14 protein-coding genes are annotated in these 20,842 nt (G+C 68.1%); 5 read left to right on the top strand and 9 right to left on the bottom strand.

What is annotated here, in order from left to right; translation table 11 throughout:
* Nucleotides 1-49: 49 nt before the first annotated feature.
* Both GTQ99_RS01100 and GTQ99_RS01095 read right to left on the bottom strand, forming a co-directional pair.
* Nucleotides 50-1,093, bottom strand: coding sequence for a hypothetical protein (locus GTQ99_RS01100; protein WP_166613900.1), 1,044 nt, complete (start codon nucleotides 1,091-1,093; stop codon nucleotides 50-52).
* Between the two features lie 44 nt (nucleotides 1,094-1,137).
* A complete protein-coding gene (locus GTQ99_RS01095; protein WP_166613910.1) occupies nucleotides 1,138-1,572 on the bottom strand; it encodes a very short patch repair endonuclease in 435 nt (144 codons plus the stop codon).
* A gap of 99 nt (nucleotides 1,573-1,671) precedes the next feature.
* Between GTQ99_RS01095 and GTQ99_RS01090 the strand changes: the two genes are divergently transcribed.
* Nucleotides 1,672-2,760, top strand: a complete 1,089-nt coding sequence (locus GTQ99_RS01090) for a DNA cytosine methyltransferase (RefSeq protein ID WP_166613899.1) — start codon at nucleotides 1,672-1,674, stop codon at nucleotides 2,758-2,760.
* 1 nt (nucleotide 2,761) lies between these two features.
* On the opposite strand, the gene GTQ99_RS01085 is transcribed toward GTQ99_RS01090, so the two are convergent.
* The 5 genes from GTQ99_RS01085 to GTQ99_RS26510 are packed head-to-tail and all read right to left on the bottom strand — an operon-like array spanning nucleotide 2,762 to nucleotide 15,107.
* Nucleotides 2,762-3,874 carry a DNA (cytosine-5-)-methyltransferase gene (locus GTQ99_RS01085; RefSeq protein WP_205706569.1) on the bottom strand — a complete coding sequence of 371 codons (1,113 nt, stop codon included), beginning with the start codon at nucleotides 3,872-3,874 and terminating at the stop codon, nucleotides 2,762-2,764.
* Nucleotides 3,871-5,592 carry a DrmB family protein gene (gene drmB, locus GTQ99_RS01080; protein WP_166613898.1) on the bottom strand — a complete coding sequence of 574 codons (1,722 nt, stop codon included), beginning with the start codon at nucleotides 5,590-5,592 and terminating at the stop codon, nucleotides 3,871-3,873. The genes GTQ99_RS01085 and drmB overlap by 4 nt, the downstream gene beginning before the upstream one ends.
* On the bottom strand, nucleotides 5,582-8,749 hold the full coding sequence (locus GTQ99_RS01075; RefSeq protein WP_420814498.1) for a helicase: 3,168 nt from the start codon (nucleotides 8,747-8,749) through the stop codon (nucleotides 5,582-5,584). Before GTQ99_RS01075 ends, drmB begins: the two co-directional genes overlap by 11 nt.
* The gene (locus GTQ99_RS01070) at nucleotides 8,746-10,503 is read right to left on the bottom strand and encodes a UvrD-helicase domain-containing protein (RefSeq protein ID WP_166613897.1); all 1,758 of its coding nucleotides are present in this window, start codon (nucleotides 10,501-10,503) and stop codon (nucleotides 8,746-8,748) included. Before GTQ99_RS01070 ends, GTQ99_RS01075 begins: the two co-directional genes overlap by 4 nt.
* Nucleotides 10,500-15,107 (bottom strand): sacsin N-terminal ATP-binding-like domain-containing protein, encoded by a 4,608-nt coding sequence (locus tag GTQ99_RS26510; protein WP_166613896.1) that lies wholly within the window; start codon nucleotides 15,105-15,107, stop codon nucleotides 10,500-10,502. The genes GTQ99_RS01070 and GTQ99_RS26510 overlap by 4 nt, the downstream gene beginning before the upstream one ends.
* 1,250 nt (nucleotides 15,108-16,357) lie before the next feature.
* Here GTQ99_RS26510 and GTQ99_RS01060 point away from each other — a divergent pair.
* The 4 genes from GTQ99_RS01060 to GTQ99_RS01045 all read left to right on the top strand — a co-directional run bounded on the left by GTQ99_RS01060 (nucleotide 16,358) and on the right by GTQ99_RS01045 (nucleotide 19,058).
* Nucleotides 16,358-16,906 (top strand): nucleotidyltransferase family protein, encoded by a 549-nt coding sequence (locus tag GTQ99_RS01060; protein ID WP_166613895.1) that lies wholly within the window; start codon nucleotides 16,358-16,360, stop codon nucleotides 16,904-16,906.
* 29 nt (nucleotides 16,907-16,935) lie between these two features.
* Nucleotides 16,936-17,322, top strand: a complete 387-nt coding sequence (locus GTQ99_RS01055; protein ID WP_166613894.1) for a hypothetical protein — start codon at nucleotides 16,936-16,938, stop codon at nucleotides 17,320-17,322.
* A gap of 36 nt (nucleotides 17,323-17,358) precedes the next feature.
* Nucleotides 17,359-18,801, top strand: coding sequence for an ADP-ribosylglycohydrolase family protein (locus tag GTQ99_RS01050; RefSeq protein WP_338074633.1), 1,443 nt, complete (start codon nucleotides 17,359-17,361; stop codon nucleotides 18,799-18,801).
* Between the two features lie 89 nt (nucleotides 18,802-18,890).
* The gene (locus GTQ99_RS01045) at nucleotides 18,891-19,058 is read left to right on the top strand and encodes a hypothetical protein (RefSeq protein WP_166613893.1); all 168 of its coding nucleotides are present in this window, start codon (nucleotides 18,891-18,893) and stop codon (nucleotides 19,056-19,058) included.
* Between the two features lie 25 nt (nucleotides 19,059-19,083).
* Here GTQ99_RS01045 and GTQ99_RS01040 read toward each other — a convergent pair whose 3' ends face one another.
* A complete protein-coding gene (locus GTQ99_RS01040; RefSeq protein ID WP_166613891.1) occupies nucleotides 19,084-19,956 on the bottom strand; it encodes a hypothetical protein in 873 nt (290 codons plus the stop codon).
* A gap of 78 nt (nucleotides 19,957-20,034) precedes the next feature.
* The coding region (locus GTQ99_RS01035) for an ABC transporter permease (protein ID WP_166613892.1) at nucleotides 20,035-20,842 on the bottom strand (808 nt) is incomplete at its 5' end.

Raw genomic sequence — 20,842 nt, 5'->3', positions numbered from 1 at the left:
AGATGCATCGTAGGCACCCATCAGCGGTGAGTGACCACTTTTGGCCCTATCAGCGGCGGGCCGCGACTCGAGTGACGGTGACCGGGTGGACCGGCGCGTAGGGGCTCGTCGGGTGCGCAGCGTTGTACTGCTCGACCACTGCCGGTCCAGGGAGGCCCGTGCGGGCGACGAAGAAGCCTTGCTGCCGGGCCCACTTCCGCACGTCCGCGGCCGACGCGCTGCGCGTCTTCGTGCTGGTCGGACAGGATTTCAAGGGCTTCGTGATGACACCTGGGAACCACTCCTCGGCCGCGAGCGTGTCGACGTAGACCGTCGTGTCACCGAGGCAGGTGGTGACCACTCCGCGCTCGTCGACCCACACCCGCCCGCTGGGTCGGACCCTGCGCAGTCGTCGGAGGACGTCGACGTTGATCGATCGGCCCCGAGCGTCTTCGAGGGATCGCTCGGTGCGAAGTTGAACGATCTCCCCCATCACGGTCACGCGGGCTCGGTCACCGACCGGCACCCCGTCGATGGCATCGCCGGGCTTGGGCCCCTCGACGGCCACCTTCGGCCGGCTTCGATCCTTCACCGGCGCCACCGGCGCCGCCCGAGGGGCGAGGCGCTCGAGCTCTGCAAGCTTGTCCAGCTGCCCACGCGTCCAGGACCCTGACCGACGCTCGAGGGCGGTGAGGAGCTTCCAGGCTCGCTCGATGGCGGTCGATGCCCGGCCTAGGCTTCCCAGCAGGCTCACACAGGTCGCGATCACTTCGCCGGCTCGTGCGGTGTCCGCATCGTCGAACTGCTCATAGCGACTACACTCGTACCGGAGCCAGGCGACGGTGTCCTTCAGAAGCCCCGCGTCCGCCAGCTGCTCCTGCTCGAGGAGCAGCTCACCGAGCAGCACGGCCGCTCGAGCCAGGTCGGACCCGGGACGACGCCGGAGGGGACCACGACGGGAGCGCTTCCACCACGCGTCCTGATCGGCGTCGTGCGGGGCGACGAACGCGGAGTGCAGGCTCTGTCCGAAGTGAGCCACCACCAGCCGCATCAATCGGCTGACGGGCTCACCGTCGGTGCGTGGCGGCACTGCAGGCGTGATGCGGGTGGGCACGGGGTCTCCTCTCAGACCCCTAGGGGAACGGCCACAGTGGTCGACTACTCGATCGGCTCCTCGGGCGACACCCGTGCAGCCGCCCCCCGCACGGGGGGCAAGGTCGATCGGTTCGCTCGCACGGCGACCAAGACTCGGGTGGCCGCCAGGGCCGGGTCCTCGTGCTCCCAGAAGCGCAGCACGAGCCAACCGGCGTCGGTCAAGCGCCGCGTCGTGTCCTGGTCACGGGCGCGGTTGGCGCGGACCTTCTCCGCCCAGAACGAGCGGTTCGTCTTGGCCACCGTGTGGTGGATCGGGCACCCGTGCCAGAAGCAGCCGTCCAGGAAGACGGCCACCTTGGCCCGTGGGAAGACCAGGTCGGCCGTACGGCGCAGATCGCGGACAGGCCGTCGCGACACGTAGTAGCGGAGGCCCAGCGCGTGGACGGCACGGCGCAGGGCCAGCTCGGGCGATGTATCACGGCCTTTGTTGCTGCGCATGCTCGCAGCCACGCCGGGAGACGAGGCCCACGACGACTTGCTCACAGCGACACGGTACGACGGCGCCTCAAGGAGGCTGGCATCGTTTACCATGCCGGCATGACCGACCGCATCCCCATGATCGACCTCTTCGCAGGTTGCGGCGGGATGTCCCTCGGGTTCCGCGACCACGGCTTCGCGTCGATCATGGCCGTCGAGCACGACATCAGCGCGGCCTCCACCTACGCGACGAACTTCAGCGGCTCCCACGTCCATGCGGTGGACATCGCAACGATCGACGACGAGGACATCCCGCGGGAGGCGCGAGTCATCATCGGGGGTCCGCCGTGCCAAGGCTTCTCCAACCTCGGCAGCAAGGACGTCGACGACCCCCGCAACAAGCTGTGGAAGCAATACCTCCGCTTCGTGCAGGTGGCTCAGCCCGATGTGTTCGTGCTCGAAAACGTCCAGCGGTTCCAGAAGAGCAGCGAATTCGCCCTCCTTCAAGCCGAGGCTCACCACGGCATGCTCAGGGATTACCGCCTCAACAGCGCGCTCCTCCTGGCGGCCGACTTCGGGGTTCCGCAACGACGCCCACGAACCGTCGTCATCGGCTCCCGTAAGGAGATCTCCAAGCGCCCCCTCCCCATGCCGACTCCTACCCACGGCCGCGATGAGGGCTTCGGGATCCAGCCCTGGGTCACTGTCAAGGAGCGTTGGGCAGAGGTCACGCCAGAGGTCTCACGCACCACTCTGCCGGAGGGCAGGACCACCGACATCCTCGGCACCCGACTGCCGGGCGCCTACTCGGCCGCGGACATCCACGTGGGCCGTGTTCCCACCCACCTCTCGCTCGCGCGGTACATGGACATTCCCGAGGGTGGGAACCGCTTCGACATCGATCGCTCACGGCTGTCGGACTGCTGGCTGACCTCACCCACGGGTCACACCGATGTCATGGGTCGCATGCGGTGGAACGAGCCCTCCCTGACGATCCGGACGGAGTTCTTCAAACCTGAGAAGGGCCGATACCTGCATCCTGATCAGCACCGACCGATCACCCACCTCGAAGCCGCGCTCCTTCAAGACTTCCCGATGTCGTTCCAGTGGGTGGGATCGAAGGTGAGCATCGCCCGCCAGATCGGTAACGCCGTGCCGCGGGGCCTTGCCGCCGCCTTGGCCCGACATGTCAAGCACTACCTCGACTGAGTCATGACAGGTGTGACCCGACGTGGCGCGCCAACGCCTCTGCGAGGAGTGGCGGCACCGCGTTGCCGATCTGCCGCGCAATCGACGCCTTCGATCCGCACCACATGAAGGAGTCGGGGAAGCCCTGGAGGCGGGCCGCCTCCAGGTGTGTCAGGGCGCGGTGCTGATCAGGGTGGAGGTATCGGCCCTTCTCCGGCTTGAAGAACTCCGTCCGAATGGTGACCGAAGGCTTGTGCCAGGACAGCCGACCCATGACGTCCGCGGCACCGCGGTAGTTCTTCCAACAATCGAGTTGCAACTCGACCGGTAGATCGAGTCGGTTCCCGCCTGGGGGGATCGCCTCGACGCGTCTACGCCAGACATCGCTCACCTCACGCGTAACGTGCAGCTCCGCCGAGCTGAACGGTCCGGCGACGTCCCAGTCGTTGACCACCATGCGTCGTGAGGGCAGATCGATGTCGGTGACCACCGGCGGTAGATCACTCAACGCATCGGCCAGTGTCGCCGTAGCCCCCGTCGGGACAGGCGAACCCAACTCGCCCATCCCCTGCGGCCGCCCGATGACGACCGCCCGCTTGCGCCGCTGAGGTACACCGAAGTCGGTGGCGTTCACCAGATGTGATTCGAGTCGGTAGCCCGAGAGGAGACCGCCTTCGGCGGTCTCGGCACGGAGCATGGCGAACTGGTCGGACCGGAGGAACGGTGGAACGTTCTCGATGACGAAGAAGGCAGGCCTCACTCGCGCGACGATACGCAAGTATTCCCGCCACAGAGCGTTGCGGGGATCGTCAGGATCCTTGCGCCCGAGAGCGGAAAAACCTTGGCACGGGGGACCACCGACGACCACCTCCGCGAAGGGGACGCGACCGGTGCCCCAGTCACGGATGTCGCCCACGTGGACGTGCTCACCGAAGTTGACCGCGTAGGTCGCCGCCGCGTCGACGTCGTGCTCGACAGCGGCGACGGGACGGAAGAGTCCGGACGCGGCGAACCCCGTCGTCAAGCCTCCACAGCCGGCGAAGAGGTCGATCACTCGGAATGGCGCCGCGGCCGAGGTCACGGAGGCCCCGGCCGAGTCCTCGGCGGCGGGGGACTCGGCCAGGACGGAACTCACAACACCAGTCTACTGGCGAAGAACCCTTCGCTCGGCGACGTCGGCAACCCGACGAGGGTCGCACGATCGAGATGGACGTTCTGGTTCTCGCAGCTGGTCTCAGGCAGCAGGACGCACGCGTGACAGGCGGCCAGGTTCAGGCCGTCGACACCCGTGGACGTCGCCTCGACGCAGACCGGGTCGGAGGAGCACCACGCCGCCCGTCGCACCGCGGCGGTGAGAACCTCCTCCATGCGATACGGGTCACTCTGCGCCGCCAGCCCCCCCAAGCTTCCGGCTGAGTCGCTGGAGGCTGTGTAGAGCAGGACCCCACACTCGTCGTCCTCGGAGTAGACACGCTCTCTGAGCGAGGCGACGGGATACCCCGCATCGAGGCTGAGTTCATTCAACAAGGCGTGCGCGAAGGTGTGCAGGAGCAGCTCTCTCGGTTTGACGTCCGTCACCACAGTGAGGTTCAAGGCCGCCGAGCGCAGCTCTTCGGCCTTCTTGACGAGCTCCGCCCGGCTGCGGGCGAAGGCCGTACTCTCCCATGCTTGGAGGCGTCCCTCGTCGAATCGCAGGAAGACCCCTTCCCCGAGCACCTCCATCGCCGGCAGCCAGTCCAGTTTGGACTTGCTCAGTCGTGCCCGACGGTCCACCTGTTCACCTGCTGCGACTGGGCGGACCCGTACGAACCCATCCACGGCCCGAACCTCCCGAAGTCGGGAGGCCTCACTCAGCAGGGAGAACTCCCCCAGCACCTCACTCGGCACCTGTCGTGGTTTGACGACGAAGTGCTTGCTCTTGTCGGGGTCGGGCTGACCCACGGACAACGCCTTGTACTCGTCGCGACGCAGGTCTGCTTGATCCTGGGCGGGAGCTGCGGAGTCCGAACGCTGGGCGATGACCGCGTCGACCAGCTCCTTGACTGTCACCTCTCCCAGGTTCATGGTCGCAGCGACCGTCGACAGGACGGTGTCGGGCAGGTTCTTGAGAACGCTCCAGTTGCGCTCAACCAAGCGCTGCACGTTGTCCGACCACGGCGGGATCGACAACGCTGACTTCACGGACGAGAACCAGACGTTGGATGAACCTCGCTGGAGAGTCCTCAGCGTCTCCCCGCAGTCCTCCTCGCCCGCCCCCTGGAGCCAGGGACGCTGCCCTCGGCACTTCGCGACTTGTTCCAGCGCGTGAGGGGCGAACGAGTTCGCCATGGTGGTGTCCTGGACGCCGCAGGAGCACGAGAGCACCACGGCATCCAGCGACGAGCTGGAGCCACTGGTGCGCAACCGCATCTTGTGGGTGACCCCGACCCCACCCCCTTGACCACCGTGCAACCAACTGAAGTAGGGGAAGTCTTCGATGTGCCCCCGAGGGCAACACGCCACGAAACGCGAGGGCACGAGCTCACGTTCGCAGTCGTGGCAGACGTGCTCGTCCCAGGAGCAGAACTTGTTCAGTGCGTCGAGTCGGTGGCATTCCGGGCAGTAGTGCCAGCGCGGGAAGCGAACGACGGGAACCCGGTACCCCTTCACGCCTCCAGCGGGGGGAGACTTGAAGTACTGAACGCCGAGCGCCCTCGCGAGGCGCTTCTCCTCGATTCTGGTGCCGGCCTCCGAACGCCACTCGTCGATCCCGAGGATCATGAAGCTTTGATCCATGACGGGGAACAACGCGCCGACCCCGTAGGTCGAGACCAACTGCGTCGTGCGCGCCATCGCCACCGGCTTATTCGCCACTCTTCTTCACCCTCTCTTCGCGCACCAACTTCAAAGCCGTCTCCGTGTCGACGTCGCGCAGGCTGGTCAACGTGGGCCAGGGCGCGTCATGCACAGGGAACTCTGGACCGTCGTCGGCGGTCCCGCCTCCAGGTGGGACGAGAAGGACGTTGGAGCGCTCGAACCACCCCGCGTACTTCCGCAGTCCCACCTCGCCACGCCAGGCGGTGATCAGCTCGTCGATCTGATCGCGGAGCCCCGGCACCTGTGCCTCGTCGACTCGAGCTGCCCGGTCGAGGAGGCGCTTCGACGTCTGCTCGAGCTGGTCGCCCCATTCCTCGATCGTCCCGGCGCGGGTGTCACCCGTCGCGCCGTCGACGAGCAACCGCGCGAAGGCGACGAGCACGCCGTGGAGGCCACGGTCTCGCGCGCGCTCAGCGAAGGGTGTCGCCCCGGTGGCCTCGACCTGCCGGTAGAGGCTGCGGTGGTAGGTCGCGAAGCTCTCGTAATGCGAAAGGTCTCGTGTGCGTGCGCTGTTGTAGAGCACCACCACCAGCCCGGGATGCCGGCGACCGACGCGACTCGTGGCCTGGATGTACTCCGCTGTCGTCTGCGGCTGGCCGGCGACGGCCATCAGGCCCAACCTGTCCACGTCGACACCCACCGAGATCATGTTCGTCGCGAGAACGACGGAAGGAGCCTTCGGGTAGGGCGTCCCCAGCAACGCGAGCTCGACGGGGATCTCTGTCGACTTCTTGCGAGACGTCATCTCCCGAGGGCCACCAGGGAGAGGACGAGGCTGCTCTCCTTCTCGCTTGGCGATGACTTCGAGCCGCCCAGGGACGTCATCGATCACCTGCATGTAGGCCCCACCGAGGACCCGAAGGGAATTGAAGTAGCCCAGGAGCGTCCAGTAGGCGTCTCGCACCTCGTCCGGGACCTGCAGTCGCTGCCCGGCCTGCAACAACGCGGCGTAGCTGCGAACGATCAACGTCGCTTGACTCACACCTGGAGCGAGGACGCCGACGTACTGACGCGTCCCCTTCTCGGCAGGCGACGCCTCCACCGCGAAGAACGAGTCCTTGGCGTCGAGCCCCGATGGGGGGAACTGTTCCGCCTCACGGTCGAAGACCGCCCGCACCTGCCGCCGAGCCCGGCGGATCGTCGCGGTGGACGCCACCACCTTGGGGATCACGCCCGTGCGGGAGCACGCTGCATCGATGGCGGCCTCGTAGAGACCGACGAGCGTTCCGAGGGGGCCGCTGATGAGGTGGAGCTCGTCCTGGACGATGAGGTCGGGAGGCGAGTGCTTCCCGTCGGTCGAGAAGAGCTTGCCTGCCTCGGCGTTCCAGGCGAGCATCGCGAACTTGTCGACCGTACCGATCACCAGCGAGGGACGCTCACGGTAGACGTCTTCGTCGACGACGTGCACGGGGAGCCCGTCGGCGAACGTGCACGAGCTGCTCGAGCAGTGGATCGTCAGCCGCGTCTTGGCCCGGTCGATCTTGTAGTCGGCTGCGGTGAGATCAGCTCCGCACCAGGGACACCTCAGAAGCTGCAGAGGGCTTCCGTCGTCGTCTCCATCGTCGGACTTCTTCTTGCCACGGAGGGCGGTGTACGCCTGCTCGACCTTGTTGGGAGTCGCACCCTGCCCCACCCACAGACCCAGACTGATCGGCTCCGACGCCGGAACGAGTTCCCGTCGCTCCACCTCTAGTGCGCAGATGAGGCCGGCGGCGCGCTCGAACTGCTGAATGGTGAGTAGCCGCAGCGTGTAACGCATGAGGACGGAGACGCCGGCGTCCCTCGGGTCCCGAAGTCGCCGCAGGAGGATGGTGTACGCGATGAGGCCGAGGTAAGCCTCCGTCTTGCCGCCACCGGTGGGGAACCACAGGAGGTCCGCCGTGCCGCGGTCAGCAGACTGCGGATCGGTGAGTCCTTCGAGGTTCAGCAGGATGAAGGCGATCTGAAAGGCGCGCCAGGAATGTTCCTTCTCATCGGGTGCCGAACGCCCTGCCCGGATCATCTCCTGCCGTGCACGCTGCGCCTGCATGGCGGCGTTCATGGCGCGGAACGCGCTTCGCGCCAAGTCGTCATGTTCTAGTCGCGCGATTCCGGCGTCCATGCGATCGGCGGCGTGACGAGCCGCACCCAGGTGCTTGTCTGCCTGCGCCCTCAGCTCAGGGAGTTCGAGCTCCACCGCAGAGCGCGCCTTGAGTTCGATCCAGCGTCGGTACTCGGCGACGAGCTCTCGAAGCGGGGCGACGTCGCCGGTCTCGGCCAGTCGCGTCATGCGGAGGTCCGCGGTGGAGGCACCTCCCGGTTCGGACAGCGGGAGTTCGTGGCGAGGAAGGAACGTAGTGTTGACTGCCTTCACTTCTGGCCCGTCGTTCCACTCGACGGCGCAACCGTGCCCGACCGCGACGTTGCGAACGTCGCGGAACAAGAGCTGATAAGAGTCCAAGTCCTCGTCGTCGATGCCGGCGGGGCGAGGACTCGGGCGGTCGACCAACCCCCCAGATCGCAGACTCACCGAGATGCTGGGCTGGAACCAGCACTTGCCGTCATCACGTCCCTTGTCCGAGAACTGGGTGTTCACGAGGACCAGGGTGATGGTGACGACTCCACGCACCGCTGGTCGCGTCACGACGTGCAGTTGCAACCCCGGAGCCACCTCCTCAGGGGCGCTCCGCGCGGGCGCTACGGAGACCGTGATGGGTGGAGGGGCCACCTCGGAACGGGTCCAGACTTCGTCTCGGCGACCAGATCCGCCGCGGACACGGGGCCCGTCGGCAGCCGCCTCTCGTGCCCCCTCGTAGGCCTCGAAACGGGCGGCCCGCACGGCGACCTCGACATGCGGAGTCACCGCAGCATCGACGGCGAACGTCAACCCCATGGATGACGGATAGCGGACCCGTGTCAGGGCGACCGCCGGGTCGAAGGCGGCGTCAGCTCCTGAAACGCCGTCTTCCGCGCGTTCGTCCTCGTCCTCGGGCACCGTCTCGGACGCGCCGGCGACCGGTTGCGGCCGGAGGATTCCCATCAGATAGCGATCGAGGGGTGCCTCGTTCAGGGTCGTCTGGGACGCGTCCCCGAGGAGGTCGGCTTCGAGCGCAGCGACCATCTGGGCTCGCGCTTCGTACCACGGGTCGAGCTCGGTCATTTCGGCTCCCTTCATGTCCACGACAGATCCACCAGTCCGCCCGCCTGCAGGCCGAGCCACAAGCCCCATCGTCCGACCGAGCCGTTCCCGCCCGTGTAGGGATCGCCGGCGATGGTGACCACATTCTCGACGGTGATCTCTCCCAATTCCGGCCAGTCGCGTGTCGCGGCCTTACCGACGCAACGGGAAAATGCTTCCGCGAACGCGTCGTTGGTGGTACCGACCACGAGGTCGCCGTGGAGGATTTCGAACACCGGCCACTCCAGAGTGCTGACTCTGCGGTCGAGCCTCATGGAGAGACGACTGCCGGGTGCGAGCCCTTTCGACAAGAGCTCGTGGACAGCCCCGGTGTCCCTGCCTCCGGGAACCGCGCTCGCGATGTCCGACGGGACCACCTCGAAGCCCCGCCTTCGCCCGCCATGGCCGAGGTACCACCGGCGAACTCCGTATCGCTTGTCGAGCTTGAGCCCCCATTCACGGGGCATCGTCAGCAGAGCCAAGCGCTCGCGGCCGCGGCTCACGGCGACGAACGCCGTACGGGCCGCTTCGCCGGTACCCACACCCTCCTCGGCGCTCCACGACTGCGGGTTGACGAGAACGGCGTTCTCGAACTCGAGCCCCTTGGCCCGGTGGACCGTCGAGACGACGACCCGCGCGGTCGACGTCGCCTGCAGGTCGATCGGGGCGACTCCCATGGCCAAGCGGCGGGCGACGGCCATGACGTCGACCTCGCGTCCACGCCCCCCTACCGCGGCGCGCAGGGCTCGCCACGCCGAATCCGGATAGACGGTTCCTCCTTCGAGGGCTTCGACCAGGTCCGACTTAGCGATCGAGGGGAGAGGTCGTCGCCCCAGTGCATCGGCGACCCACCGGTCCACCGACTGCTCCTGGGCGGACCGTTGCTGCACGACGGCGACTCCCTCGGCACGAAGGGCCCTGGAGACCATGAGGGCCTCGCCGTTGGTCGCGCACAGTACAACGGTGCGTCCCTCCCAGCGCGGGAGGAGCAGCGCCAACTCTTCCGGCGAGTCGATGCCGGGCAAACGATCAACGAAGTCGTTGACGATCAGACTTCTCTCGGCGTCCTCGGCAGCTCGCATCCGATGTCCGAGGCCCGTGGCCTCGAGCGTTTCGGAGGTGCGGGCACGATATTGGCCGCGCAGCTCCACGCGGCGCGCTCCAAGGCCCTCGGCTCGACGGACGAACTCCTCGGAGGTGGTCCCATCCACCAGGTCACGGAGCTGGAAGTCGTAGATCGCCTGCTGGGGGTCCCCCAAGAGCGTGAACCCGCACCCCTCAGGAAGCCCCCGGAGCAACTCGGTGAGGAAGTCGGCACGGACGCCGACGACGTCCTGCACCTCATCGACGACGACATGCCTGAGTCCTTCGAGGCCCTCCCAGTCACCGTGAACCAGCGCGCCCGTGGCCTGACGGACCCGCTCGTCGAAGCTCGCCCGTCGAAGATCGCCTGAATCGCCCGCAGTCAAGATGGCCGACGCCAAGGAGTCCAGCGTCCGAACCGTCGTCAGTCGGGCACGGCTTCCATCTCGTCGAGTCCGCTGGCGCACGGCGTTGACCGCAGCACGCGAGAAGCTGATCACCAGGAGCTCGTCAGTCGGCTCGACGTCCTCCTCGTCCACGAGGTGCTGCAGGAGGCCGGCGACGACCTCAGTCTTGCCTGCGCCGGGGCCGGCGATGACGATCTGCCGCACGACGGGCTCGATCTCGACTGCTTCCGCCTGTTCGGCGTCGAAGGTGACGTCACTCACTTGCGGCTCCAGAGGTACTCGAAGTCGTAGAAGGCCAGCTTTTGGCCGTACTGCTGCAGGTTGTCCCGGACATTGACGATGAGAACCTCGTCCGAGCCCCCGTTCTTCGGGCCGCGGAGCCCTCGGCCGATCATCTGCTGGTAGAGATTGGTGCTGAAGGTCGGCCGCGTCACGTAGACCGCCCGCACCGCGGGGGCGTCGAATCCCTGAGCGAGGACGTTGTAATTGGTGATGACTCGGATGTCACCACTCTGAAACCCAGCGACGCTCCGCCGCCGCACGGCGGTATCCGTCTCTGCGGAGATGGCCACCGAGCGCACCCCCTCGAGTGTCAACAGCGCGGCCAGTGCACGAGCGTTCTCGATGGATGACGCGAAGAGCAAGACCGGCCAATCCTTCGGCAACGCGACGATGTCGTCGACGATCCGACGGTTGCGCTCCAGGTCCTCGCCGAGCCGTTCCTCCACCTCAGCAGGAAGTCGGAGGAACTGGTCGATGCTGGCCATCTCGCTCTGCGACATGGCCACATCGACGCCGGCGAGCTCACGCTGCTTGACCGAGGCCAGCATGCCGCGCCGCTGCAGTTCAGAATACGCCTGCTCAGGAGACTGAAAGGCCCCCTCGTCCAGCCTGTTGCCGTCGTAGCGATTGATGAGCCGCTGCGTCTCGAGTTCGTTGACGTTGCGGAAGGGTGTCGCGGTCAGACCGATGAGCGGTCGACGCATCGCGCGCGAGCGGCCGCGCCCAGCCCATTCGAGGATCTGCGTGTAGGTAGGGCTGATGGATGTGTGCGCCTCATCGACGACCACGACTTGCGCCTCGGCCAGCCACTCGTGCTCATTCTTCTTGACCGCTTGGAGGACTTTCGCGTCGGTGGCGACTACGACCTGGAACGCCGACGGGTCCTCTACAACGTCGTTGTCCGACCAGAATCGGTTCAGCGTGAGCCTTGAACTGGGGCCGACAGCGCGCCAGACGTAAGCCCACGTCTGGACCGCCTGTTCGCACAGCTCATCGCTCTGCGCAATCCACAGGAGCGGCCCCTGAAGTCGTCCTTCGGCCACCTCTTCGATGAAGGCTTGGACAGCCACACGCGTCTTGCCGGCTCCGGTCGGGAGGGAGACCATCCCGCGTGCGGGACCCTCACCTCCGAGAAGCCGCTTGATCCCGGCCGCCACGATGCGCTGGTAGTCGTGCAGCTCACCGATGACCGACGGCCCCTCGACCTCGAAGACGGCGGGCCGCCGATCAGCGGGGGTTCCGGCGTACTCGGCCGGGAAACCGAGGTCCGAGACGAAGCGCCGAGCAGGCGAGAGTCCAGCCCACTTGCCGGGTGGATTCAAGTCCTTGGCGTCGAGCGTCGCCTTGAAGTACTGGAGGACATCCGCACCATGGACTGCTCTGGCCATCGCGGCGAGCTCCGCCGGGGTCGCCTCTCGGCCTTTCGACTCCTCGACACTTCGCAGAGCACTTCCAGGGATGGAGCGCCGTAGCGCATCCTCTCCCACGGCCAGCGCGAGCCGCTCGTCGTCGCTCTTCGCCGCTCGGATCTCTCTCCGGAGCTGCTGCTGTCGCTGGGCCTCCTGCTTGGCGAGGATCGTGCGGATGTGCACGGCATCGAGACCGAGAGAGAGGGCGTTCGAGATCTGGGTCAGCGCCTCGACGTCGTCGGTCGCCGTGATGGCTACACGTCCCTCGTGCATGACACCCGGCACTCGTTGACTCTTTTGACCGCGGGGGGTCGGAGTGATCAGGTTGATGGCGGTACACCGCTGAAGATCCACATTGGCGAGCTCCGGAGCGAGATACAGGCGAAGCCCCGGGTACACGTCTGCCAGTCTGTTGGGCTCTCCGCTGGCTTCGACCACGAGCTCGCGCTGTAGGAGGCGCCGCCCCTCGGCCAGTCCCCACCGTTCACGAAGCTGCTCCTCGTCGGCTTCCTCATCAGCGAGGATCACGGGAATGTGTTGCTCTTGCAGAGCTCTGTAGGTCTCCTCGTCAAGTGCCACGGCGACGTCTCCAGGGGGGAGCAGCGCCCCTTGACCGCCGGCTGCAGCGACGATGAGCTGCGGGGCGTCTAGGAAGTGGACGGCCCAGGAGTACAGGGAGGAACGCCTTCGATCGTCCGACCACTTCTCAGCCGTCGCGACCAACGCTGCCCATGTTGCAGAGGTCAGGTTTGCGGGCCGTTTGGCCAGACGAAGCCGTTTCGCCATGGCTTCACTGACATCCGGCACCGGGAGAACGTCGGGATTCACGTCGTCGGCCGGGCAGAGGCACCCACTCACTGCCCATGGACCGACCTTGGTCTGGAGTCGCCCGTGCTTGCGCAACCACCACGACGCGGGGCTCATGACCTTCAGCTGTCCGTAGCTGTTGTTGGTGGCGTGCTTGGCGACCCATGATGCGCCGCTGTCCGCCATGAGCACCAGCTCCGTCATTCGAACACGTCCCTCGTCGCTGAGGGCGGGAAGGACTTCGAGCGGCCACGGTGGCATGGATCCGCGGACCTGGATCTTCTCGCGTGAAGGTTTAGAACCCTTCGCCTCCGCGACGAACTGATCGGCGACGGTGTCCTGATAGAGAGTCACCCAACTCTCAATAGGCGAACTACTGCGGACGACCGGCTGACTGACGGCGCCCAGGCGAGTCAGCAACTCGATGTCCTGCGCATGGTAAGCAGGGTCCACGAGCAGGGCGCGATCGCGCTTTCCGGTGGTGGGGATGACCTCCCCGCCCAAGAGGGACGTCGCGACCGTCCGCCACGACTCCGCCGCCGAGCGAACCCGGACAGCCGCCTCAATGGGGTGCGGCAGGACCTCACGGAAGATCTGCGCGGCCAAGTCGAGCTCGACGGCGCGCGCCAAGGGCCAGATGTGCCCCCATTCGACACGGGGGTTGGCAACCGCGTGCAGCAGCGCGTTCCGCAGGGAACCCGCCGGGTCGAGGACCTCGATTCCCAGTTGTTTGAGCGCGGCGGTGACTGATTCGTCAGCCGCCAGCCGGGGGTCGATGAACGCGTAACCGGAATCGCTCGGAGAGTTCCTGACGAAGACACGACCGGGAACGGGCGGCACCATGCGTCCGTCTTCCAGCATGAGGATCTTGGCCAGTCGTCCATCGGGAGTGAACTTGGGTTCTTCGCGTACGATCCGCGCTAGGAGGCGGACGGCGTGTGCGGAGGCGTCGACGCTCGGCACAGCGACGAGTGCCTCGAGCCAGTCCGAGAACTTGGCGATGGAGGCTTCGCCCGTTAGACGCTCTGCCTTGTGGCGTCGTTCCCCCGTCCGGTTCACACCCTCGTGAACCCACTCGTGAGCGTGAGGAGCCGCCGCTCGCCACTCCGCCAACCACTCCGCCTTGACGTCTCGTGGACTGAGCCGAAGCTCGCTGGGGCGGCGCAGCTGCCCGTTCAGGTCAGGCAGAGAAGGGACGGCGCGAAGGTGGGTGAAGACCGGCTCGTTGACGATGTCGTCGGCCCAGCTGCGCGACTCCCGCCCCCTGGACGGAAGAACGTCCAAGTAGGCCGCAGGGTCGTGCGCCTTCTGCAGTCGTCCCAAGGACGCAGCGAGCAGTCCTGGGACGACTTCGGTGAGTACCTCCTCATTGAACCGACCGCGAATGAGGCTCAGCCGGTCTTCGCTCAACTTCCACGGCGCATTGAGCAATCCCGACAGCGTCGTCTGCGCTCCTGTGGGGAAGTAGGCCCACAGCTCCCCCAATGCTCCTCGGTCGGTGGTGGGGATCGCCCAATGCACGGTGATCCGGTCCCGCTTCGCGAGCTCGCCGGCGTCATCAAGGGCAGCAGGGCTCGGGCGGTGATCGACGGAGACTACCTCCCAAGACGTCTGGGTACCGCCGTCGTCCAAGTCGAGCGTTTTACCGTGTCGCTGCGCAACATTGATCATGCGCTCGAGGCCGCGGGTCGAATCACGCATGAACAGTTGTGACACGTGTGGCGCGAACAGCACGAACCTACTCGGGAACCGGTCGAAGTCCTCACGGAGATGAACTTCGGCGCCCACCTTCAACGGCAGGCGGACGATCGTGGTCGCCCAACCCATCAAGTCGGCCAACACAGGATCTTCGCTCGCGGCGAGGTCGGGATCGATGGGTTCAGCCAGACGAAGAACCGGGTACTTCGGGGCCGCTGGAACCACTTCCCTGATGCGTGCCGCCGCCCGCTGACGGTCGAACCCGAAGCACACCGTCCGGCTAAAGATCTCCGGTCGGTCCGTGACCGCAGTTACCGATTTGAAACCCAAGCCGAACCGACCGATCTCCTGGCCGCGCTTCCGTGAGAGGTGTGAGGCCATCAAAGCATCGACACCTTCAGCGTTGAAGGGGCGTCCAGCATTGGCGACGTAGAGACAGCGGTCAGCGAGATGAACCTCGATTTCGCCGCCGAGGCCCATCAGCGCGTCTGCTGCGTTTTGAATGAGCTCGTGGATCTGCTTGCGGCCGTATCCGCCTTCGGCGGCCTGGACCTCGATGGCGGCATCCTCTTCGACGCGATGGGCGTCCTCCCGGTATGCCGACAAGCACCGCCTGGACTGCTCTCTGACATGATCAGCCAAGTCTGCCGTCGGTGTTGCCCAGTCCACGTGCCTCGTCCTCTCAAGCATCGTTGCAGCCAGGCATGAGCCGATCGCCGCTCCGGCGAGCTCAGTGCCCCGTCGGCGACGGAAGCTTCGCTCACAACACTGACAACCCTACGTCACGCAGCGCTGACTTGCTGCAACGAACCGAGCATAGCTGTACGCGGTGCCGAATGCGCTCCAATTGAGCTAGTGGCTGACTGGTCAGCAGCTGCGAAGTTTATTGGATTTGAGCTGCGCAATGCCCGAGAAGGGGCTACTGCACGGATCAGCGACAGCCGACCCAAACTTCTCTAGGAAAGTTGGGAGACGCAGCGGGGCCTCACCCGACCCCTGTTCTATGACGATGCCGTACAAGTTGCCGCGGGAGCACAACCTGGCGTGGCGTCGAGGTCGGTCGCCGCAAGCTATGGCATGCCTGCCATGAGGCCTGCAAATGAGATGTGCAGCCCTCCACTGAGCTTTTTGCACCCGCCGTGCCAAGCAGTGATCAACGTCCACCCCGGGATCGCCGCCGTTCGTCCTCGACGCTCTGCCCTGCCCTGTGGATACGCTGGAACCGCCACGGTCGCACAATCGCATTACCTATAACCTGCGGAGTCGGCGGAATGGAAAAGCTCACTGACGGAGTCAGCGCTTCTAAGAGGGAGCCAATGCGTATCTGCTGGCTCAGGGCAGCTAGCATCTAACAATTGCTGACGGCATGAAACTCTCGAGGTAGGTGACGGCCAGCTTGTTGTCGCGGTCTCGATACCTAGCCATTCCTTCACCCTATTGGGGGCTCACTCGACGACGTTGCGGCCGCAGTAGACATCGGCGCCGAGCTTCAAGTGGCCGCCGACCCAATCGTTCGGTCAATAACACGCATTTTAGTCGTTGCGTTCGAGGACATTAGGCTTAATCTCTCTGCGGCATAGTGTCTTACGGGCGGAGGGGTGAAAGTAGACCCTGTCGGTCTCGACTGTGTCGCGCTGAGGCTGGTCGCTAGACGCGGCGCCGTCGTGGACCAGGTGCCGGAGCGGAGCAGGCGGAGCACTCGGACGGCTCCTTCGGCATCCCGGTGGAGCTGCCGCTCCTCACCTCTAGCTCATCAGCCGATTCGTGCGGTGGAGTGCTTGTATGTGCGCTAAAGTGCACATACAAGCACTCCACCGCATGAGGGAGGGGACGGCGTGAACTGGGTCCACCCTCTCGCTACGCTCTTCCCCGCCGTTCAAGGCGCTGTGCTGTACGCCCTCTGGCGGCGGACCACCCCGATGACCGGGCGCGAGGTGCACCGCGTCAGCGCGACCGGCTCCTACCGCGGCACCCTGCTGGCGCTCGACCGCCTGGTCGAGCAGGGGATCGTCGAAGCCCGCCGCGTCGGCCAGGCCCGTGAGTACCGCCTCAACGAGGAGCACCTCGCCTACCCGGCCCTGGCGGCGGCGCTCGCCGCCTTCACCCCCCGAACCGACCTGGACGACCGGCTGCGCGCCCTGGTGCACGAGCACCTCCCCGACGAGTCAGACGTCTCGCTGGCCTACTTCGGCTCATTCGCCCGCGGAGAGGCGGGAGTCGACAGCGACATCGACCTCCTGCTCGTCGTTCCCGACGGCACCGCTCACGAGCTCCTCGAGCGGATCGTCGACGACCTGGAGACGCGCGGGCGGCGGTGGACGGGCAACGAGATCCAGGTCTACGCGACCCGTCACGCCGACCTCGAACGCGCGGTCGCCGCGGACGACCCCATCGTCGCCGAGTGGCAGCGGGACGCCGTGACGATCCTCGGCCCGACGACCCAGCGACTCCTGGAGGCGATCCGATGACTCCTCGCTCCGGACCCCGGATGCAGCCGATGACGGCAGCGGAGGTGCAGGTGCGCGCCGAGGCCGCGCGCAAGTTCCTCGAGGTCGCCCGCATGGTCGAGGACGACACCTCCGACCCCGCGCTCCCCCGCGTCGCGAGCGCCCTCGCCGTCCTGGCCGGCATCGCCGCCAGCGACGCCGTCTGCGGTCACGTCCTCCACGAACGCCCGCAGGGCCAGGACCACCAGGAAGCCGTGCGCGTGCTCAGCAGCATCCGCGGCGCCGACGAGCTCGCCACCTCGTTGCGCCGCCTGCTGGCCGACAAGACGACGTCCCAGTACGGCACCACGTACATGACCGCGCAGAAAGCGGCCTCGATGGTCCGGTACGCCGAGAAGCTCGTCGAAGGCATGGAGCAGCAACTGCGGAGCCGGTGACGCACCGCCGACCGCGCTGACGGGCACCCTCGACCTGTGGCCCGTCTGCACCTGCAGGACGCCGAACAGCAGCACACCAGCAGGAGGATCCACGTGGACCGGCAGCACCGGGTGATGGGCGCCCTCGTGGGCTCCGCCGTCGGCGACGCCCTCGGCGCGCCGTTCGAGTTCGGCCCGCCGGGCGCGTTCAGCGCCCGCTTCCCCACCGCCGCGCGCGGGGTGGCCACCGAGATGTGCGGCGGCGGGACGCTGGGCTGGGAGCCGGGCGAGTTCACCGACGACACGCAGATGGCGCTGCTGGTCGCCCAGTCGCTGCTGGAGCGCGACGGCCTCGACGAGGCCGACGTGTTCGAGCGGTTCCGCCGGTGGGCGCAGGCCGAGCCGCCGGACATCGGGGTGCAGACGTCCGCGGTGCTGGGCTCCGGGCTGCCGTGGGACACCGCCGCGGCCGAGCACGTGCGCGCCGGGCACCGCGCCGCCGGCAACGGCTCGCTCATGCGCACCACCCCGGCGGCCATCCTCTTCGCCCGCGCCGGGCAGCAGGCGAGCATGGACGCCGCCCGGCGGATCAGCGCCCTCACCCACGGCGACCCGGCGGCTGGGGAGGGGTGCGCGCTCTTCCACGAGGCGCTGCGGGTGCTGCTGGAGGGCGGGAACGCCGACGAGGCGATCGCCGCGGCGCTGCCGCTGGTAGCGCAGGAGCACCGGGACAAGTGGGCGCAGGTGTGCGACCCGGCCTGGCGGCCGCAGGACGCCACCGAGGCCAACGGCGCGGTGTGGCCGACGCTGGGATCGGCGCTGTGGGCGCTGCGCGGCTCGACGACGTTCGAGGAGGCGCTGCGGCTGGTCGTCGACCTCGGCGGGGACACCGACACCGTCGCCTGCGTCACCGGTGCCCTCGCCGGGGCCCGCGCGGGCATCACCGGCATTCCGATCCGCTGGACCTCCGTCGTGCACGGGCGCATCCCCGGCTTCGGGGAGCGGGTGTGGGAGCTGCGCGACCTGCAGCTGCTGACCGCGCAGCTGGACGGGGAGCGCCACCTGCGCCTGCACGAGCCCGCCGCCACCCGCGGGCTGCCCGCCACGGAGGTCACCGACGGCGTGTGGGCGGCCGACCTCGACGGCGCCCGCCGCAGCGACCGCGACTTCGCCGTCGTCTCGCTGTGCCGCACCGGCGGCCGCTTCGGCCACGACGTGCAGCGCTTCGCCTACCTCACCGACGACGACAGCAACACCGAGCTCGTCACCGTCCTCGGCGACGTCCTCGGCGACATCGCCGCGCTGCGCGCCGACGGGCGGCGGGTCCTCGTGCACTGCCACGCCGGCGCCTCCCGCACCGGGCTGGTGCTGCGGGCGTGGCTGGTGCGCGAGGAGGGACTGTCGGCGCGGGAGGCGACGCAGCGGGTGGCGGCGGTGTGGCCGCACCTGAGCACCTGGAACACCGGCTTCTCGAGGGCGCTGGAGGAGCTGGCCGGCTGAGGGCCGTTGCCCCGCGGACGGCGGCGGAGGATGGTGGAGGTGTCGCGCGCGGCGCGGTGGTCGTGGGCTCCGAGCGAGCAGGAGGCGTCGTGGACGCGAACCGTGGTCCGGACCACTACCGGGTGCTGCCGGAGCGGGTCCCGGTGAGCGAGATGACGACGGAGCACGACGTCTCCGCCGTGGGTCGGGCCGCGATGCTCGCCGCCGCCGCGGCCCTGGCAGTCCCCGGCGTGCCGCTGGGCCCCGAGGGCGAGTAGCGACTCCCGGGTCGGGGGTCACCGCTCAGGGCGGCACCAGCAGTTCCCGGGCCTCGTTGGTCAGCAGGTCCTCGGCCTCGCGCCACGGCACGACGTAGTTGCGGGTGCCGTGGCCGCCGAGCTGGAAGTCCTGGTAGGAGAACGCGAGCCCGTCCGGGACGGACTGCCAGGTCGCCCAGTTCGCCTGCTCGGGGGCGAGGCCCTCGGGCACGGTGACGGGGTCGCCCTGCGCGGCGGCGAGGTCCTCGACGACGGGGCCGAGGTGGGCGAGCGCCGCCGGCGGGTCGGCGAAGAGGCGGTCGAGGGTGACGGGGCGCTCGCGCTGCACGTCGACGACGGTGGAGGCGAGCGTGGTCGTCGGGTGGGCGGTGCCCGCGGTGGAGTCGACGACCTCCAAGAGCACCTGCACCGTGCGGCCGTCGTCGGTGGTGACGGCGCCCTCGCCGGTGATCGTGCGGGGCGGGTCGCCGGTCTGCACGGAGGCGCGGGCCCGCTCGAGGACGTCCTCGGCGGAGGCGAGGACGCGGCGGTTCACCTCGGCCGCCACCGGCGCGCCGGAGAAGCGCGGCAGCACCACGTCCCACGTGAGGGAACCGGCGGTGCCGGTGAGGCGGGTCTGCGTCCACGGCAGGGCGCCGGGGTCGGTCTGCGCGTCGGGGAGCGCGGTCTCCGGGGGACCCGGCGAGCCGGATGCCGGACTCGACGGCGGCAGGCTCACCGGGGCGGGTGGCGCGGCGGTGGCCACGGCCCCGGGAGTGGCGGGGGCCGTGGCCGGTGCGGCGGTACTCGGGGCCTCGGCGGGGGCGGGCCGGTCGCTCCCGCAGGCGGTGAGGCAGGCGGTCAGGCCGGCGGCGGCCAGGAGCGCGGCGGCACGGTGGGGCACCACGGGAGCGGGCACGGCGCGTTCCTCCATCGGCGGCGGGAGCGGCAGCCTACGGACCCGCCCCCGTCCGCGCGGGGGTTTTCCGGCGGGGCGTCACCCCCGCCGGGTCACGGCCTCCCGGTGCGCCGCCGCGAGCGCCACGACGGCGAACACGGCGGCGCCGGCGAGAACCCACACCACGTGCACGGCGAGCGGCTGCACGCTCAGCCCGGTCAGCCCCGCGATGTCGGCGTCGTCGGCGACGGCGTGCAGCACGACCTGCCCGAAGTGGTAGCTGGGCAGCCACCGCGCGAGCTGCCCGACGACCTCGGGCAGCTCCGACAGCGGGACGAAGAACCCGGAGACGAAGGACAGCGGCAGGAACAGGACGTTGGTGACGACGACGGCCGTGCGGGGGCGGGTCAGGTAGGCGATCGCGAAACCCAGCGGGCCGAAGGCGAGGACCCCCGCGACGAGCAGGGCGCCGAGGAGGACCCACCGCCCGGCCGTCAGGTCGGCGGCGCCGATCAGACCGGCGAACAGGCACAGCGCGGTGACCATGAGCAGACCGTGCACGAACCCGGCACCGAGCTTGCCGAGCTGGTAGGCGCCGCTGGGGACGGGGGTGGCGGCCAGGGTCCGCAGCCAGCCGCGGCCGCGGTCCTTGGCGACGTCCTCGCCGAACACGACGATCCCCAGGGTGAGGGCGCCGTAGCAGCCGATCCCGGCGAGCACCACCACACCGGTGGGGGTGCCGCCGGCCAGGACGTCCCCGGCGGCGGGCAACCCGAAGACGGCGTAGAGGACCACCGGCATCGTCATGCCGAGCACCGCGAACTCGGGGCGGCGCAGGCCGGCCCGGGCCTCGGTGAGGACGGCGAGGCGGGCGAACGCGAGCCGGGAACCGGTGGAGCGGACGGGC

Source organism: Kineococcus vitellinus, from assembly GCF_009906315.1.
Lineage (GTDB): Bacteria > Actinomycetota > Actinomycetes > Actinomycetales > Kineococcaceae > Kineococcus > Kineococcus vitellinus.
The sequence above is the reverse complement of the archived record's forward strand: the minus strand, read 5'-3'. Positions and strand labels throughout refer to the sequence as shown.